This is a genomic window from Thalassospira sp. Z349TD_5 (genome assembly GCF_056173045.1).
In genome coordinates this window covers 1420001-1436721 of sequence record NZ_CM149654.1, presented here as the reverse complement: position 1 = coordinate 1436721, position 16721 = coordinate 1420001, and the positions used below count along the sequence as shown (strand labels likewise).

14 protein-coding genes and 1 pseudogene are annotated in these 16721 nt (G+C 52.8%); 8 read left to right on the top strand and 7 right to left on the bottom strand.

Going from position 1 to position 16721, the window contains the following annotated elements; genetic code table 11:
- Nucleotides 1-108: 108 nt before the first annotated feature.
- Together AC0VXT_RS06405 and AC0VXT_RS06400 are read right to left on the bottom strand one after the other, a co-directional pair.
- A complete protein-coding gene (locus AC0VXT_RS06405; protein WP_475547966.1) occupies nt 109-381 on the bottom strand; it encodes a GIY-YIG nuclease family protein in 273 nt (90 codons plus the stop codon).
- 163 nt (nt 382-544) lie between these two features.
- Entirely contained in the window at nt 545-1324 is a 780-nt protein-coding gene (locus AC0VXT_RS06400; RefSeq protein ID WP_475547965.1) for an SDR family oxidoreductase, read from the bottom strand.
- A 443-nt stretch (nt 1325-1767) separates the two neighbouring features.
- Between AC0VXT_RS06400 and AC0VXT_RS06395 the strand changes: the two genes are divergently transcribed.
- Nucleotides 1768-3372: an inverse autotransporter beta domain-containing protein gene (locus AC0VXT_RS06395; RefSeq protein ID WP_475547964.1), complete on the top strand. Its 1605-nt coding sequence runs from the start codon at nt 1768-1770 to the stop codon at nt 3370-3372.
- Nucleotides 3373-3412: 40 nt separating this feature from the next.
- Here AC0VXT_RS06395 and AC0VXT_RS06390 read toward each other — a convergent pair whose 3' ends face one another.
- The 4 genes from AC0VXT_RS06390 to AC0VXT_RS06375 all read right to left on the bottom strand — a co-directional run bounded on the left by AC0VXT_RS06390 (nt 3413) and on the right by AC0VXT_RS06375 (nt 7410).
- A complete protein-coding gene (locus tag AC0VXT_RS06390; RefSeq protein WP_475547963.1) occupies nt 3413-4393 on the bottom strand; it encodes a helix-turn-helix domain-containing protein in 981 nt (326 codons plus the stop codon).
- Between the two features lie 211 nt (nt 4394-4604).
- Nucleotides 4605-5267, bottom strand: coding sequence for a 2-dehydro-3-deoxy-6-phosphogalactonate aldolase (locus AC0VXT_RS06385; protein ID WP_475547962.1), 663 nt, complete (start codon nt 5265-5267; stop codon nt 4605-4607).
- A 100-nt stretch (nt 5268-5367) separates the two neighbouring features.
- Nucleotides 5368-6309 (bottom strand): 2-dehydro-3-deoxygalactonokinase, encoded by a 942-nt coding sequence (locus AC0VXT_RS06380; RefSeq protein ID WP_475547961.1) that lies wholly within the window; start codon nt 6307-6309, stop codon nt 5368-5370.
- A gap of 90 nt (nt 6310-6399) precedes the next feature.
- Nucleotides 6400-7410, bottom strand: coding sequence for a cation diffusion facilitator family transporter (locus AC0VXT_RS06375; RefSeq protein WP_475547960.1), 1011 nt, complete (start codon nt 7408-7410; stop codon nt 6400-6402).
- A gap of 793 nt (nt 7411-8203) precedes the next feature.
- Here AC0VXT_RS06375 and katG point away from each other — a divergent pair.
- The 3 genes from katG to AC0VXT_RS06360 all read left to right on the top strand — a co-directional run bounded on the left by katG (nt 8204) and on the right by AC0VXT_RS06360 (nt 12615).
- Entirely contained in the window at nt 8204-10387 is a 2184-nt protein-coding gene (gene katG / locus AC0VXT_RS06370) for a catalase/peroxidase HPI (RefSeq protein WP_475547959.1), read from the top strand.
- A gap of 334 nt (nt 10388-10721) precedes the next feature.
- On the top strand, nt 10722-11063 hold the full coding sequence (locus AC0VXT_RS06365) for a hypothetical protein (RefSeq protein WP_475547958.1): 342 nt from the start codon (nt 10722-10724) through the stop codon (nt 11061-11063).
- A 4-nt stretch (nt 11064-11067) separates the two neighbouring features.
- The gene (locus AC0VXT_RS06360; protein ID WP_475547957.1) at nt 11068-12615 is read left to right on the top strand and encodes a hypothetical protein; all 1548 of its coding nucleotides are present in this window, start codon (nt 11068-11070) and stop codon (nt 12613-12615) included.
- Between the two features lie 496 nt (nt 12616-13111).
- Here the strand turns inward: AC0VXT_RS06360 and AC0VXT_RS06355 are convergent.
- A pseudogene (locus AC0VXT_RS06355) lies at nt 13112-13399 on the bottom strand (IS3 family transposase); the annotation flags it as partial.
- 158 nt (nt 13400-13557) lie between these two features.
- Between AC0VXT_RS06355 and AC0VXT_RS06350 the strand changes: the two are divergent.
- The 4 genes from AC0VXT_RS06350 to AC0VXT_RS06335 all read left to right on the top strand — a co-directional run bounded on the left by AC0VXT_RS06350 (nt 13558) and on the right by AC0VXT_RS06335 (nt 16564).
- Nucleotides 13558-14445: a COG3904 family protein gene (locus AC0VXT_RS06350; protein WP_475547956.1), complete on the top strand. Its 888-nt coding sequence runs from the start codon at nt 13558-13560 to the stop codon at nt 14443-14445.
- A 201-nt stretch (nt 14446-14646) separates the two neighbouring features.
- Nucleotides 14647-14952 (top strand): hypothetical protein, encoded by a 306-nt coding sequence (locus tag AC0VXT_RS06345; protein ID WP_475547955.1) that lies wholly within the window; start codon nt 14647-14649, stop codon nt 14950-14952.
- A gap of 7 nt (nt 14953-14959) precedes the next feature.
- Nucleotides 14960-15541: a helix-turn-helix transcriptional regulator gene (locus AC0VXT_RS06340; protein WP_475547954.1), complete on the top strand. Its 582-nt coding sequence runs from the start codon at nt 14960-14962 to the stop codon at nt 15539-15541.
- 62 nt (nt 15542-15603) lie between these two features.
- A protein-coding gene (locus tag AC0VXT_RS06335) for an IS630 family transposase (protein ID WP_475545441.1) occupies nt 15604-16564 on the top strand; the annotation gives its coding sequence in 2 pieces (ribosomal slippage) (nt 15604-15948 and nt 15950-16564; 960 coding nt in all).
- Nucleotides 16565-16721: the final 157 nt, after the last annotated feature.

Sequence of the window (16721 nt, the reverse complement as noted above, 5' to 3'; positions counted from 1 at the left end):
CCCGGTTTTAAAACATATTTGCAAGCAGATATCTGTTACTTGGCGCGATGATGCAAGCCCTGTTTTCAACAACGCTCTTGTCAAAATACCAAGACAAGGTATGGGGCTTTATCCACCCGCCAACATCTTGCGCAGCTTGCGATCGCGCTTGAGATGCCATTCACGGCTCATCGCCTGACCAAAGGTTCTGAAGCGTTCAACATACACCAGATCCCACTGTCGGCCCCGCGTGGTTTTCGCCCCCTTGCCGCTGTTATGTGTCGCAAGACGGGCCGCAACATCGGTTGACCACCCGACATAGGTGCGCGGCAGTTTACTGCGGCTTGATGCCGGATCAAACCCCATCTCGCGCAGCACATAGACAAAGGTAAAGGATGCCATTTTCTACCCTGCCATCCTTTGTCGTCCGTTCCGTGATATGTTGGAATTCGTTTCATGCTGTGGCGAAAACGACTGACTTCGAGAACCGACGCGTAAGCGTAACGTTGGTACGTGAGCATCGGAAGCGCAGAAGTCAGCCGTTTGCAGACCAGCATGGGACGAATTAAAGGGTGGAATTGAACGCCCCGCCATCGAGCAACACATTCTGACCGACCATGAATTTCGCATGCTCGCTGCACATAAAGGCACAGGTCGCCCCGAAATCAAGCGGATCGCCAAAACGCCCGGTCGGAAGACCGGCCTGCGTTTTGGTCCGGGCGTCTTCAAGGCTGATGCCTTCATTTTTCGATTTGTTGGTCATCAGGGCATTGATGCGATCGGTATCATGCTGACCGGGCAAAAGATTGTTCATGATCACCCCATCCTTGGCGACCTGACGCGACGTCCCGGCGACAAAACCGGTTAACCCTGCACGTGCACCGTTCGACAGACCCAGATGCGGAATTGGCGATTTAACCGACCCCGACGTGATATTCACAATCCGGCCCCACTGGCGCGAAATCATGCCCGGAAGGACTGCTGTGGCCAGCAAGATCGGGGTCAGCATGTTTGACTGAACCGCAGCTTCCCACTCGGCCTGTCCCCAGTCGGACCAGATACCGGGGGGCGGACCACCGGCATTATTGACCAGAATATCAGGCGCATCAACGGCAGCCAGAACCTTGTTGCGGCCATCTTCGGTGGTGATGTCGCAGGCAACCGTGGTGACGTTTACACCAAACGTATCACGAATATAGTCCGCCGTTTCGTTCAACGGCCCTTCAGACCGCGCATTAAGCACAAGGTCAACACCGGCTTCTGCCAGCTTGATCGCACAGCCACGGCCAAGCCCCTTGGATGATGCACAAACAATCGCCTTACGGCCCTTAATTCCCAGATCCAATGGATCCTCCCATTTTTGGAATTCTTACAATGGCAGGAATTTAGCCTGCACTTGCCTACCGGGTCAAACGCCGTTCCATAATCTGGAAACGATTATTCCAAAACAGCAACAGCTCGCCTTCTTCGTCGCAAACAAGCAATACATTTTAAACTGCCAACTCCGGTTCCGCATTTCCGTCCCCAACATCAGTTCGCTGTCATCTGTCATCTGTCATCTGTCATCCTGCATAGAGGAAAATGATAACTTTTGCGAAATTGATAAAACACGCGCGTGGTTTGGGTTGCTCATTTTCAATAGAGTCATCTTGAGCAAACAGAGGCTTGGCGCAAAACCCTTAACAAGATGAAGCCGCCTCCCAAGAGAACAACAAACACACCACGTTCTATGTCGCCATCCCCCCTTGCGGCGCATTCGTGCTGTCGTGAATGGGTATTATTGGACAGATGAAGAAGAAATTCCGGCTTGGCATTCTAGTTGGTAGCACAATGATGACGGCGTCAGTCGCTTATGCTGACACAGCCACAACCAGCAACAAATGGGGTTCGCATATCGACCTTGAGGGCAAAGCAGGCACGGATCGCAATCTTGGTGAAACGGATTTGTTCATTCCTCTTTTGCAGAATGACGACACCCTGTTTTTCACCAACATGCGTGCCCGGATGGATGACCAAAGCAGCCGGGAAGGCAATTTCGGGCTTGGCCTGCGTCATATGCTTGAGAGTGGCTGGAATCTTGGTGGCATTGCCTATTTCGACCGACGTGAAACCGAATGGGGCAATTACTACAATCAGGTGACACTGGGTGTCGAAGCCCTATCGACCGATTGGGATTTTCGCGCCAATGCCTATCTGCCACAGGGACGTCGCAGCCATGAAGTTGATGCCCTAAACGAAGCAACCATTACCGGCACATCGGTCATGTTTACCGCTGGCGAAGAACGCAGCATGTCGGGTTTTGATGCCGAAATCGGCTGGCGCGTTCCGGTTTATGAACCAGAAGGCCCAAAACAATTTCGTCTGTTTGCCGGTGGGTATCGCTTTACTGGCGATAATGTCGATGACATTACCGGTCCACGATTGCGCGGCGAACTTGCCTTTGATGAAGTACCCTGGCTATGGGAAGGCTCGCGGTTTTCATTCGGCACGGAGTGGCAACATGATGATCCGCGCGGATCGCAGGGTTTTGTCACCGCGCGTCTGCGCATCCCGCTCCAAATATTTGGTGGTACGTCTTCGCGGTCCCTGACACCGATGGAACGCCGCATGACCGACCCGGTCATCCGTGACATTGATGTCGTCAGTCAGGCCGGGGCATTTGGCGCAACTGAAATAGCAACCGAAACTGCCGATGGCGAGGCGCTGAGCGTTCTTGACAGCGCATCCACAACGACGGCTGCTGATCTGAATACGGCCTTGACCAACGCCGGAAGTACGACAGTTATTCTTTCGGGCACCTTCAGTACCAATGCGGCCATCGTGGTGGCAAATGGTCAAACGCTTGTGGGCGGCGGCTCCATGACAGTGAAATCCCCATCGGGGAAGACAGCCACCCTGACCGTTCCCGGCGCAACCATTGCAGCACAAGACACCGCGGTTTCCTCGACACTGGTGATGGCCGATAATTCGACCCTGCGCAATATGACGGTGACCAATTATCGAAACGGTGCGGGCAATGCTTACGCGGTTAACTTACAAAACAAAACCGGGGTTACGATCGAAAACAGCACCATTACCAGTTATGGGAATTCCGGTACCGGTTTCGGAATTGATGCATATAATTCAACCAACGCCGTCATTCGTGGAAATACGGTTACCGCATCATCGTCCGCAGCAAGCGCAGTTGGCATGCGCGCGCCAGACGCAACGAACATAACCATCGCGGATAATTCGTTCTCACTGCCAACCGGGGCTAGTAAAGATGTCCTTCAAGGAAACACCGGGACGTCCTTTAACGCCGCCTCCACAGGCAACACCGCCAGTAGCGGAACGTGCAATTTCCCCACGGCACCGACTGGCTCGGTCGGGTTTAGTTCAATTAACTGTCCGTGATAGATGTGTGACAGCGTTACAGAACCAGACAGCCGATATATCATGACCGTCGGCGCAGGATGTCGGACGGAAAAACGCCGAATTGGCGCGCATACATCCCGGAAAACCGGCCGATATGCGCAAATCCCCATTTACGGGCGATGGTCGCAACAGTATCGCCGTCTTCGGCAATCAGAAGGTCATTGTGCGCCCCGTTCAGGCGCACCATTCGTGCATAGGCCATCGGGGCCATGCCAAATGCCTCTCCGAATGCGGATTGCAAGGTGCGATAACTGCAGCCCGAATATGCCACAAGTTCTTGCAGACCAATAGGTTGCGCCGCATGGGCGTGAATATAATCACGCGCGCGTTTGACGTAATGGGGCATCGCCATCGGTGCGGGTCTGCCATTGAGCACGTCTGAATATGAATTTGGCAGCAACATCAAGATATTGGTCAAAAGCATATCGCGCAATTCAGTGCGGATATGCGGGCTGTCAAACTGTGTGAGCGGCCCATCAAGTGCAGTTGCCACATAGTGCAGCGTATCGCGGACGTGTCGCGTTTCGGGTCGCGTCAGGTCAAGGGCTGGATCAAAAACCAGATCGCTGCGGATGACGTCCTGCCCCGTCAAGGCTTGCGCGTGCGCCCGCAGCAAAGAAAGCGACAGTTGCGTCCCAAGTGTCGAAAAGTTGTCCTCCGTCGCCGACAAAGGCAAACGCATATTGCGGACCAGCCCAAGGTCAGACGAAATATTGCATTCATACTTCCCATGCTGTACCTGCGCAGAACCGCTGGTCACAAACATAAAAAACAGATTTTCTTCCTCGATAGCAGGCGTTTCAATATAAACGCGCCCGCCACCAAAGGACGCATATATCAACCCAATGCCTGCAAGCTCGGCAAAATGGATAGCAACATCCACGTTACGGTTCGTACCGATCACATCAAGGGCGTCAATACTGTTCAGATCAGACAAAACATCACGCGCCAGATGAAGGTCCTGCGATGCAAATACCTGATGATTGAGAAGATAGCTCACTGCTGTTTCCCCGGAAAAGACACTCCTCCCCCAAAGAGTGGATCCGGTTGATGCATTTGACGTCACATGCTGGAATTTTTTCCGTCAACAGGAACGCTGCTAATTTCCTATATCCTGACGATGGTTACAAGCCCTCAATTAGGAGCCGTCCGCGACGTCACCGACGAACTGGAACGGTACCCACTTAAACCCAAAGAAAAATGGTCGATCTTCAGGCGCCAAACACCGCGTCATGGGCCGTGACATAGGCAACAGCCGCCCTGGAAACATCATCGACTGTCATGCCGGGTTTAAAGATGCCTGATCCAAGGCCAAAGCCATCACAGCCCGCCTTGGCATAGGTGGCAAAATCATCTGTGCCAACACCGCCAACCGCATAGACAGCCATGGTTGCGGGCAAAACCGCGCGCATTGCCTTGATGCCATCCGCGCCAATGATGCTGGCGGGGAAAATCTTAAGCCCATCGGCACCGGCCTTGATCGCGGCAAAGCATTCGGTCGGGGTCAAAACGCCCGGCCATGATCCCATGCCGAGTTCCTTGGTCTTTTTGATCACGTCGGTATCGCAATTGGGCGAGACAATGAACTCCCCCGTGGCGGCCTTCACCTTGGCGACGTCTTCGGCGGTCAAAACCGTCCCGGCCCCGATCAGGGCCGCATCGCCAACCGCCTTCTTCATCAGGGCAATGCTTTTAAGTGGCTCTGGCGAATTCAGCGGCACCTCGATCATGGTGATCCCGGCGGCAACCAGTGCACGCGCCATATCCGCCGCCTCGTCTGGTGTCACCCCACGCAGGATCGCAATCAGGTGGCGATGGCCGTTTGGCGTTGCTGCGTCGGTGATCTGATCATTGACCGATGTCGGATATGCCATGTCTCTGTCATCCTGTATGTAAGGCCCGTCAACCGGGCTGTAATTCTGTTTCAGGCCCGTGTGAGCCCGTATCTGGTCATAGCGATCTGGTCATAACGGCTTATCCGATGACAACACGGTGCGCACGGGTCAACCCGGCCAGCGTAATCGCCGCCCCATCCATCGGGATGGCCTTATGATGGTGAACCAGCAAGGCGGCCTGATACAGCGATGCCAGCTTCCCCGCCCCGATCAGCGCGATTTCATCGCCCGCCTTAAGCAGGCCGAGCACATCGGCAATTTCCGCCCCGATCACCGCGCCTGACAGAACCGACGCCCCCGGTGGGACAACCGCGCCGTCCCTGGCGACAAGGGCACCGGCGCGCACCGTAAACAGGCTATGGAGAAATCCGCTGGGTTGCGCCTTGGCGGCCAGCACCGCATCGGCAAAGGCCCCGTCATCCCACGTCTCATCAACCGAATGGCGCAGGATCGAATTTTGCGACAACAGGGCAAAGACCTCGCCGCTCATATAGGTGCGAAACGCGGTAATCTGACCATCCGACAACCGCGCCCATTTTGAATGGGTTCCGGGCAAACAGACCCAGCCGGAAAAACCGGGATGTAGCGCCATAAACCCGACAAGCTGGGTTTCCTCGCCGCGCATCACATCAGCATCGCCGCGCTGACACAGGCCGGGCAGAATGGAAACCGAAATGCGCGGGTCGGCAACATCGGGCCGAACAGCCCCCATCGCCAGATCAGCCGGTTCTGTTGGGACTTCGCAGTAGGGTGCTTCACGCCAGCCCTGCTTGGCCCCGGCCATGCCGCAAATCACCACCGGGATCGCCTGCCCATCAGGCACATCTGTGGGCAACCACCGATCAATCAGATCGATCAAAACCCCTTCGAACGACAGTTTTTCATCCCCGGCAATCGCATTCATGCCAAGCGGGCTGCTTTGGGTAGCAAGGATGTTAGCGCTATCATCCATCGCCCAGACCCGCAGGTTGGACGTGCCCCAGTCAACCGCGATCCAGCTTGGCAAGGTCTTTTGTTCCATCGGTGACGCGGCTCCCTGCCCTTGTATGGTGATCTTGATTTTATTCCTCATACAATTTGCCGGGCGGCGGGTCAATCCGCCCCGACGGCTTTATGACGGGTGGCCCGTATTTTGGGTTTCCTTGGCCGCGCGCACCTGATCAAGCAGGTCCTGATGCGACAACCAGTTTTGCGCCTCGATAAACACCTTGGAAACGCCCGGCACGGCATGGCGAATATCGGTTTCAAGCCGCGAAACGGCGGCTTCAACCTCTGGCGAGGTCAGCCTGTCGCGAAAATCAACACTGATACAGACAATCAGGTTTTGCGGCCCAAGATGCAGCGTGATGATCTCATTGACCTGCAAAATACCGGGAATGGCCGAGACGATATTGTCGATCTTTTTGCGGCTCGGCGCGCTGGCACTTTCGCCGATCAAAAGCCCCTTGCACTCAACCGCCAGAAAGAACGCGGTGACCGCCAAAATAATCCCGATCACAACCGACGCCAGCCCATCAAGCACGGGCATATCAAAACCATAGGCCGCCGCAATGCCAACGCACGCCACCACCAGCCCCAGCAAGGCCGCGGAATCTTCAAATAGTATGACAAATACAGTTGGGTCCTTGCTGCTGTGGACCGCCTTTAGGATCGGTATATCGGGATGCTGGGCGCGAAAAGTCCGATAGGCGGTGCGAAATGCCGCCCCTTCAAGCACCATGGCAATCACAAGGATCGAAAACACCACGTGATAGGTGCGGATATCAATCCCGAAAACGCTCGCGACCACATGCACATCAAGCGCATGGGGATGGATCACCTTATCCACCCCTTCCCAGATCGACACACCCGCCCCCAGCCCGAAAATCATCACCGCCACAAGGAACGACCAGAAATAGGTTTCCTTGCCATAGCCAAACGGGTGTTTTTCATCCGCCTCCTTTGCCGACAGTTTGAGGCCCAAAAGCAAAAGCCCCTGATTGCCGGTATCGACCAGTGAATGAATGCCTTCTGACATCATCGCGGCCGAGCCGGTAATCGCCGCCCCGCCAAACTTGGCCACAGCAATCAAAAGATTGGCCGCTGCGGCCATATAGATGGCACCCTTGGAAGAATGAGACATGCTTGATACGCGATCCGTTCTGTGTGGCGTCACGCCGAAAACCGGCGACCTGCCACAATGGAAAATGAAAAAAGCCCAAATGAAAAAAGCCTGATGGGCAAATGCGTTACCCGCAGTCTAGGCTCAGGACCTATTAATTTGGTTTGAATGGTTGACCGGATTTGTGCGGATACGCGGAGCTAAACTACAGGAAGATATATATCTTTCAAGGTTTTGCAACAAAGTAGCCCGTGCAAATCCGGTCAATCCAAAGGACAGACGTTATATTTGCAAACTCCTGCGTCAAACCCCTTGGCCGGGATACCAGCCCGCCCGGCGGGCTTTTCCTCGGATTTCACAAATATAACGTCTGCCATTCCAATCAAATTAATAGGTCCTGAGCCTAGCGACTTTGGGCCAAAAGTCACGGGGGCGCGCACGCGATCAAACCACCGGCACGCATCCCATCGACTAAAACTATCGAAAATAACAAAAATAACTATTTTACCTATACACTCCCGACCGGTACCTTTGTCGTTCTGACGGGAAAAACCGGTCAGAACGCAATTTAAAGGCCTTGTCTTGTTGCACTCTCTGAGTTGATCATTACCTTTGAGGATGAAATCCTACCGTAGAAATACAACTGCAATCATAATGGTTTTGGTCACATAAACATCTCGGGAGACACCAACCAGAAGGCGATACAATACGGTACCCCACAGGGTTTCGTAACGTAATCCGCATCGCTTTTACGGCTGCACGATATGGGTCAAGAGGCTGTTTAAAACATCTCAAGCCACGACGGGAGAGAGAAATGGACGGAAAACACACAGCAGGCAAATGTCCGGTAATGCACGGTGGTCAAACCGCGCTGGGCACCACGGTTACCGATTGGTGGCCCAATGCGCTGAATTTTGACATCCTTCATCAGCATGACACCAAGGTCAATCCGCTGGGCAAGGATTTTAATTACGCCGAAGAACTCAAAAAACTCGATGTCGAGGCGCTTAAGAACGATCTGCGTGCGCTGATGAAAGACAGTCAGGATTGGTGGCCAGCCGATTGGGGCAGCTATGTTGGCATGTTTGCCCGCGTGGCATGGCATGCGGCCGGCTCTTACCGCCTTGCCGATGGCCGTGGTGGTGGTGGTACAGGTAATCAGCGGTTCGCCCCGCTTAACTCCTGGCCCGATAACGTCAATACCGATAAGGGCCGCCGTCTTCTGTGGCCGATCAAAAAGAAATACGGCAACAAAATCTCCTGGGCGGATTTGATCATTCTGTCGGGCACCATTGCCTATGAAGTCGCCGGTTTGAAAACCTTTGGCTTTGCCTTTGGCCGCGAAGACATCTGGCACCCGGAAAAGGACATCTACTGGGGGGCGGAAAAAGAATGGCTGGCACCAAGTGACAGCCGTTATGACGATGTTGCCAACCCATCAACCATGGCCAATCCGCTCGCCGCTGTTCAGATGGGTCTGATTTACGTCAACCCCGAAGGGGTCAACGGCCAGCCCGACCCGGCCAAAACCGCCGAGCAGGTCCGCGAAACCTTTGCCCGCATGGCGATGGACGACGAAGAAACCGCGGCCCTCACCGCCGGTGGCCACACCATTGGCAAATGCCATGGTAACGGCGATGCCGCCAACCTGAGCGAAGAACCAGAAGCCGCCGATGTCACCGCACAGGGCATGGGCTGGATGAACACCAAGGGCCGTGGCATTGGCCGCGACACTGTGGTGTCTGGCATCGAAGGCGCATGGTCGAAAAACCCGACCCAGTGGGATATGGGCTGGTTCGATCTTCTGTTTGGCTATGAATGGGAATTGAAAAAAAGCCCGGCAGGCGCATGGCAGTGGATGCCAATCGACATCAAGGAAGAAGACATGCCGGCCGACGTCGAAGACCCGTCGATCAAATGCATGCCAATCATGACCGATGCCGATATGGCGATGAAGGTCGATCCGACCTATAACGCCATTTGCCAGAAGTTCATCAAGGACCCGGCATATTTCGCCGATACCTTTGCCCGTGCGTGGTTCAAACTGACCCACCGTGACCTCGGCCCGAAGGCGCGTTACCTCGGCCCGGACGTTCCGGCAGAAGACCTGATCTGGCAGGACCCGATCCCGACGGTGGATTACACGCTTTCTGATGCCGAAATCGCCGACCTTAAGGCCAAACTTCTGGCATCCGGTCTGACCTCGGCCGAGCTGATTGCGACCGCGTGGGATTCTGCGCGCACCTATCGTGGGTCGGACATGCGTGGTGGTGCCAATGGCGCACGCATTCGCTTGGCCCCGCAAAAGGATTGGGCGGGCAATGAACCGGCACGCCTTGCCAAGGTGCTTAAAACCCTTGAAGGCCTTCAGGCCGGTTTGGCCAAGAAAGTCAGCATCGCCGATCTGATCGTCCTTGGCGGCACGGCTGCGGTTGAAAAGGCCGCCCATGATGCCGGTGTTAGCATCTCGGTGCCGTTTGCACCGGGTCGCGGGGACGCCACGGATGACCAAACCGATGCCGACAGCTTTGACGCCATGGAGCCCTTGGCGGATGGTTTCCGCAACTGGGTCAAGGAAGACTATGTCGTCAGCCCGGAAGAAATGATGCTCGACCGCACCCAGCTTCTGGGCCTCACCGCCCCTGAAATGACCGTGCTTGTTGGGGGCATGCGTGTGCTTGGCACCAACCATGGTGGGTCCAAACATGGTGTCTTCACCGACCGGGTGGGCAAATTGACCAATGACTTCTTTGTCAATCTGACCGACATGGCCAACAGCTGGAAACCGGTGGGCGACAACCTTTATAACATCGTGGATCGGAAATCAGGTGACACCAAGTACACCGCCACCCGCGTTGATCTGGTGTTTGGCTCAAACTCCATCCTGCGGTCTTATGCCGAGGTCTATGCTCAGGATGATAACCACGAGAAGTTCGTCAAGGACTTCGTCGCGGCTTGGACCAAGGTGATGAATGCGGATCGGTTTGATCTGGCGTGAGGGCTGATCACCTGATGTGATTTGGAGCTTTAGGGTTCCGGAATGAGAACACCCCCGGTCGGATGGCTGGGGGTGTTCTATTTTCCAGCAACAATCGAAGTGGGTTCCACGACAAAGGCCCTTTACCGACACACTACCCACCGAAGAAAAGGGGACTGTCCCCTTTTTTCTTGTCCCCTTTTTTCTTAGAACCCAAAATACATCATTTTTTTTGGTCTATGTATGTCAACGAGCAATCATTTTTTTTTACTACTTAACATAAAAATAATGAAGTAAGATTACCCTTTTAGTTGCACCCTACTCCACTTAACACATTGAAAGAATGAGATCTTAAATGACAACTCCCTCTGCCATCATCCGTGTGCCATCTGAATACGAAACTGAATTGACTGACCTGTGGAAAGAAATCCGTATTGCTTCTGCATTCGGTCCAGAGACTGATTTGGGAGTTGCAGAACAATGTGAGAGGTTCGATGCAGCAACACTAACAGAATGGGTAGTTCCATTATTGGATAATTCGAGCTCGATTGTCACAGCAATTCTTGGCTACTTAGTCGCTCGTCGTGGGGAATGTGAAGTTGGAGAGTACAAATTCAAAAACATGTCAGCTGACGACATAGAGAAAATCGTTCGACTAATGAAAGAAGTCGCCTCAAAAGATCAGCGTGGGAACTAGATGAATGCTGAAGTGGCAACTGGGCCCAGCTCTCCGGCGCGATGTCGCTTCTAGAATGCGGAGAAATAGCGCTTTCCACCTAACACTGGAAAGCCGAAATATTATCAGAAGAACGATCAAGTACTTCACCACCCATTACCCGGAGACTATGAACACTTTAAAGGTACTTCCAATTAGTTCCACTGATTGGACAAGTGAGTATCGGACATCGGGAAACTCCCACATCATTGTTATTGATTTTGAGCAAATTAATGCACTGAGATTTTCATTCGCACTTCGCTCGAAGTTAGAGCACCCGATATTTCACTTCATTGAATTTAACATAAGAGCGTCTGAACTTTTGCTCGGTTTAAGAAGGCCAGAAGCCGCCAAGCAATTAGCAAATGCCTCGCTCCATTTTCTACGACAATATTCACAAATTCACGGTGATAGCTCGTCGTTTCCACGTCCCATTTCTATCGACGGACTTACGACAGCAATTCCAGTGATCGAACACATCATTCCGTCATTCATCATTGGGCACGAATTTGGTCATCACGCCTATGGAGAACGATTTGAATCCATAATTGCTGCTCTCAAAGACACTTACGAGGCGACCGAGAAAACAGCTACCACTTTTGATGGAGGACCAGCCGTAACCTTCGCACATGTAGGTATAGATACAGAGTATACAATCGATAACGCCCGACTTTTTGGAACTGCACAACGCCAACTACGACATTACCGCATGATCGATGACCTTAAAGAGCAAATTATCGAAGAATCATTTTCAGACATCATGGGTCTTTATACTTGCGTTGATGCTTGTATTAAGTTCGGCATTGACCTTAGCCACTTAATAATATCGCTTTTTTCAATCCTAGAGGGTGTAGAACAACTGCGCGTTTTACGACACATGATTGACAGTTTAGCAGTTCAAAGAAGTCGAAAACTTGTAATTTTCCAGCATCCCAAAACCCCTGCACGGTTTTTAATTTTGTTTGAGATGTTGAACAAAATTGCAAAGCAAGAGGTTCCAGCCCCTGCAGGGGTATATGATTATTTATCCCCCCTCAAAACCAACCCTATCGACTTAAGCGGCCTTAACAGTGGACTACACAGAAGCAGCATGACTGCAGAAAGATCTCTACTTGAAACCTTAAATGAAACAAAGGAAACGATTGTAAGACGTTTCGGCTGGACCTTGCAGCAATTCGAAAACGCGCCTTTAAAACCTGAAGACATAATGAGAAAACACATTATCGAACAAAATCTAAAAGCATGGATGGTGCCAGATAACTTAATGGAAGAGCATTCATTGCTAAATTGGGACCATTCGGAGAGTTCCCTTCAGGATTTTGAAGATGGCTCTCTGATTGGTTTTGGTAACGCATGCAAACTAATTTCGAAGACACTAATTTCGCCTAATGATGCGGATGATAGACACCCTACTCACATTCATTGCACACCATTGGAAACTATAGACTCGATCTACAGATTGGTGCGCTATCCGCGTATTGTCGCCAGAAATCAGATTCTTCCTGAACTTCACCAAGCTTCTTTACATCGCTAGTGTTTTCTGCAGGTAACTACGGGGTCGGGGCGAACAAGAGAAAGAGGTGCGCTTCTATCGGGAACAGCATAGGAAAAATGGGGACAGATTTATTTTTGATTTCCTTTTTGGAGCCTCGCTTCAAACCCGCATCTCAAGTCTCTATCATATCTATGCTTAGTATTTTTCGTATAAACCCTTTTCCAGAAAAGGCCCGCACGGCGCTATTAAGAACAGCAATAAAATAGTATCTTGGAAAAGGGTCTGAATTTTCTTAAGGAAAGATCGCTTGCGATATATTCGGGACCATTGGAACGGAAGCACCCGCAGTCTGCGCGCGGCTCGGCCGTGCTCGACCTTCAGCTTAAAATCGCTCCACTGGAGCGATTTCTTCACAGCTTCAGCCTTCAAGTTATGAGCACAGGCTCAGAACACAGGAAGATCGTAGGTTCGAATGCTACACCAAGACTAAAACGACAAACTGAATAGCCCCTGGAATTGTAGACATCCGGTTTAATCAGATTTGTTGTCTTTCGAATTCGACGGGTGACAACATCCCGTTGGTACTATGTTTGCGCTTCGGGTTGTAGAACATTTCTATGTAATCGAAGACATCCTGACGTGCCTCATCGCGTGATTTATAGACCCTGCGGCGGATACGTTCGCGTTTGAGCAAGTTGAAGAAACTTTCGGCAACAGCATTGTCATGACAGTTCCCACGGCGGCTCATACTATGTTCAAGATTGTGCTGACGAAGGAAAGCGGCCCAGTCGATGCTGGTATATTGGGAACCCTGATCAGAATGAAAGCGAAGAAAAGGGGACAGTCCCCTTTTAGCCCCGACGGCGTTCACTCCCGATCCAATATGCGGCTTTTCGCCTCAAAAATACCAACAGAGCTATTCGGGCCCGTGATAAATTTGTATCGTAAGAAAAGGATCTGAACTTTTAAGGGAAAGATCGGTTGGCCTATATCCGGGATCACTGGCAGGGGAAGCATGCGCTTATCTATGCGCTGGTGATCAACCTGATCGGGCTGCGCGCCCTCCTCCTGTTTGCCGACCGATATACGCTCCCGCCCTTTATCGCGGATCGCACCGACGCCCTGATGGCAACCATCCTCTTCATCATTCTGGGGCATGGCGTTGTCTTTGTCTGGCAGGTGGTCGGCGTGCTGCGCGCCACAGGGCAGCAAACCAGCAGTCTTTCCGGCATCTGGACAGTCGTTGCCTATGGTACGATTGCACTCTGTCTGGCCTTCACAGCCCTTAGCATCGCCACCTCTTTCCGGGCCCTGGCGCCAGAACGGTTTATCGTCGTCAGCCCAACCGCCCTTGAAGATGCCCGTGCACGTCAATATACGCTAAGCCTCAGTCCGGATGGCAAACGCATTCAGATTGCCGGGATATTTACCCTTGGCATGACGCAAAAACTCACCGCCCTTGTCGATCAAAACCCCACCGTCACCGGGGTAGTGCTTCGCAGTGAGGGCGGGCATATCTATGAAGGGCGCGGTGTCGCCTACCTGATCCGGGACCGGAAGCTCGACACCTATGTGTTTGACACCTGCAAATCAGCCTGCACAACCGCCTTCATCGGTGGAGCCAAACGCCACCTCGGCCCAAACGCCCAGCTTGGCTTTCATCAGTACAAGCTTGAACTCCAAACCCCGTTTCCGCAGTACGACCTCAAAGGCGAACAGGAAAAAGAAATCAAATTCTATCGCCAACAAGGCATATCAGAGGACTTTCTTGCGCAGGTTTTCCTCGCCCCGTCGTCAGGCATCTGGTTTCCGAGTACGGAGGATTTGGTGAGGTCCGGTGTTGTCGATGAGGTTGTTGAGGGTCAGTAGGACGGGCGGAAAGCAAGGGAACGGGCTTTATTCATTGCGCTTAAATAGCAGCAAAGCGGACATTGTTGCCGTTTGAAAACCGCGCCCCAGTGCCCTCTTCTCAGGTATCAACTTCCAAATTCACCACCTCAACTGACATATTATGTCAGTTGAGGTGGTGTAGATGTGGCGGATCGCTTATAAGACAAACAGGAGTATCCAATGTCGAAGAATGTAATCGAGACCGTCACCTTCAAGCTCAACGAAGGTGTGAGCCGCGAAGACTTTGTTGCCGCCGCAAAAAAAATGAGCCCCTGGGTCGTCGCACGTCGCGGCTTCATGTCCCGTCGTCTTTCATGCGCAGAAGACGGGACATGGATAGAGCATATCCAGTGGAAAGACATGGACTCCGCAAGATCCGCCGCGGCCGAGATCAGCAAAGAGCCTGGCAACGCCGACTTCCTCTTCGCCATTAACGGACCGACTGTCCAGCTCACGCATTCCGAGCTGGAAGTGGTCATCGACTGACCCGTTCATGCAGCGCAGCGAGCGACTTGCGGAAATTGTGGAGATCGTCCGAGACGGGCGGCTTCATCTTGCCCGCGACATCGCAGATGCGCTCGAAGTCTCCGTTCGTACTGTCTATCGGGACATCGATACGCTGGTGGCGTCCGGTGTTCCGATAGATGGAGAGCGCGGTGTGGGGTATCTGCTGCGCGAACCGGTCTTTCTTCCGCCCATGGCGCTGTCGTTTACGGAGCTTGAAGCACTCACTCTTGGGATGGCAATCGTGCAAGAGGCCGCCGACGAGGAGCTGCAAGCCGCCGCGGTTGCGGTGATGAACAAGGTGGGTGAGCATGCCTCGAACCGCCGTCAGGCTCCCAAGTCCTGGGGATTTGGTGTCTACGCTTTCGAGCGGGCTCAGGAGGGGTTCCGACATATGCCACTGATCCGTCGCGCGATCCGCGAGGGGCTCAAACTTCGGATCGACTACCAGTCTCTGGGTGACCGGAATTCCATGCGCGTGATCCGTCCGCTGCAAACCGAATTCTGGGGTCGCGTCTGGACGTGCTCTGCCTGGTGCGAGCTCCGCAATAAAGCGTTTTGTCTTTTATAGGAATCAGAGAGGGTATTCCCCTTTTTGATTTTATGTGATTCACTTCCAGTAGGAGGTGTTTGATGGGCAAACCTTATTCAGTGGATCTTCGCGAACGGATTGTAAGCTACGTGAAACAGGGGCATTCGGCACGGGCGGCGGCGGTTGTCTTTGGGGTGTCCCCGAGCACAGCGGTGCGTTTTGCTGCTGCTTCTCGAGATGGCGGCAAGATCGGGCCAAAACCACAAGGTCGTATGCCTGGTACAGTCGGAAAACTGGCTGCACATATGGCGTTTATGATAGGGCGGCTTCAGAGCGAACCAGATATCACCTTGCAAGAGTTGGCAGATGCGTTGCGAGAGGATAAAGGCGTTTCTGTACACCTCTCCTCGATCCATCGTGCCCTCAAACGAGCCAACTATTCATATAAAAAAAGGCCTGATCGCCATTGAGCGCGAACGTGCCGATATTGTCAGAGACAGGCGATTGTGGATTAACGGACGCCAACCTCGCATGCGACATGAACCGCACCGACTGGTGTTCATTGACGAAACCTCGGTCAAAACCAATCTGACACGGTTGCGCGGCAGATCCCCCGTCGGCGAGAGGCTCTATGGCCCGGCTCCCTTCGGTAAATGGCGGACGCAAACGTTTATCGCAGGCTTGACCAGCGATGCTTTAATTGCGCCCTGGATCATAGAAGGTGCGATGAATGGTCCAGCATTTGATACCTACATTGAAACTCAACTTGCTCCCTTGCTCGAACCGCGAACCATCGTTGTTCTCGATAATCTCAGTACTCATAAAAGCCCGCGTGCCGCTGCAACCCTTAAAGCTCAAGGCTGTTGGTTTCTTTTCCTTCCGCCTTATAGTCCCGACCTCAATCCTATTGAACTGGCCTTCTCAAAGCTGAAATCTCATCTCCGGCGGATAGGCGCCAGAACCTACGGAGACCTCATCTCTGCAATCGGAAATATCTGTGACCTCTATCAACAGATTGAATGCTGGAACTTCTTCAGGGCTGCCGGATATGTGCCATATTAAAAGCAAAACGCTTTAGCTTCCGGGCTTTTCGGATTGATCGGATGCAGTACTGCGAACCGACTGGGGAGGCCTTCCAGCCGGAAACAGGCAAAACCATTGAGGACTACCTGAAACAGGTCGCAGACCAAATGCGTCGAGATCAAGACCGTTCATAGGG

Excerpts from the sequence above, each read along its gene's own strand:
- AC0VXT_RS06405 (WP_475547966.1), bottom strand. The coding sequence starts at position 381 with ATGGCATCCTTTACCTTTGTCTATGTGCTGCGCGAGATGGGGTTTGAT.
- AC0VXT_RS06395 (WP_475547964.1), top strand. The coding sequence starts at position 1,768 with ATGAAGAAGAAATTCCGGCTTGGCATTCTAGTTGGTAGCACAATGATG.
- AC0VXT_RS06385 (WP_475547962.1), bottom strand. The coding sequence starts at position 5,267 with ATGGCATATCCGACATCGGTCAATGATCAGATCACCGACGCAGCAACG.
- AC0VXT_RS06380 (WP_475547961.1), bottom strand. The coding sequence starts at position 6,309 with ATGGAACAAAAGACCTTGCCAAGCTGGATCGCGGTTGACTGGGGCACG.
- AC0VXT_RS06375 (WP_475547960.1), bottom strand. The coding sequence starts at position 7,410 with ATGTCTCATTCTTCCAAGGGTGCCATCTATATGGCCGCAGCGGCCAAT.
- katG (WP_475547959.1), top strand. The coding sequence starts at position 8,204 with ATGGACGGAAAACACACAGCAGGCAAATGTCCGGTAATGCACGGTGGT.
- AC0VXT_RS06365 (WP_475547958.1), top strand. The coding sequence starts at position 10,722 with ATGACAACTCCCTCTGCCATCATCCGTGTGCCATCTGAATACGAAACT.
- AC0VXT_RS06360 (WP_475547957.1), top strand. The coding sequence starts at position 11,068 with ATGCTGAAGTGGCAACTGGGCCCAGCTCTCCGGCGCGATGTCGCTTCT.
- AC0VXT_RS06345 (WP_475547955.1), top strand. The coding sequence starts at position 14,647 with ATGTCGAAGAATGTAATCGAGACCGTCACCTTCAAGCTCAACGAAGGT.
- AC0VXT_RS06340 (WP_475547954.1), top strand. The coding sequence starts at position 14,960 with ATGCAGCGCAGCGAGCGACTTGCGGAAATTGTGGAGATCGTCCGAGAC.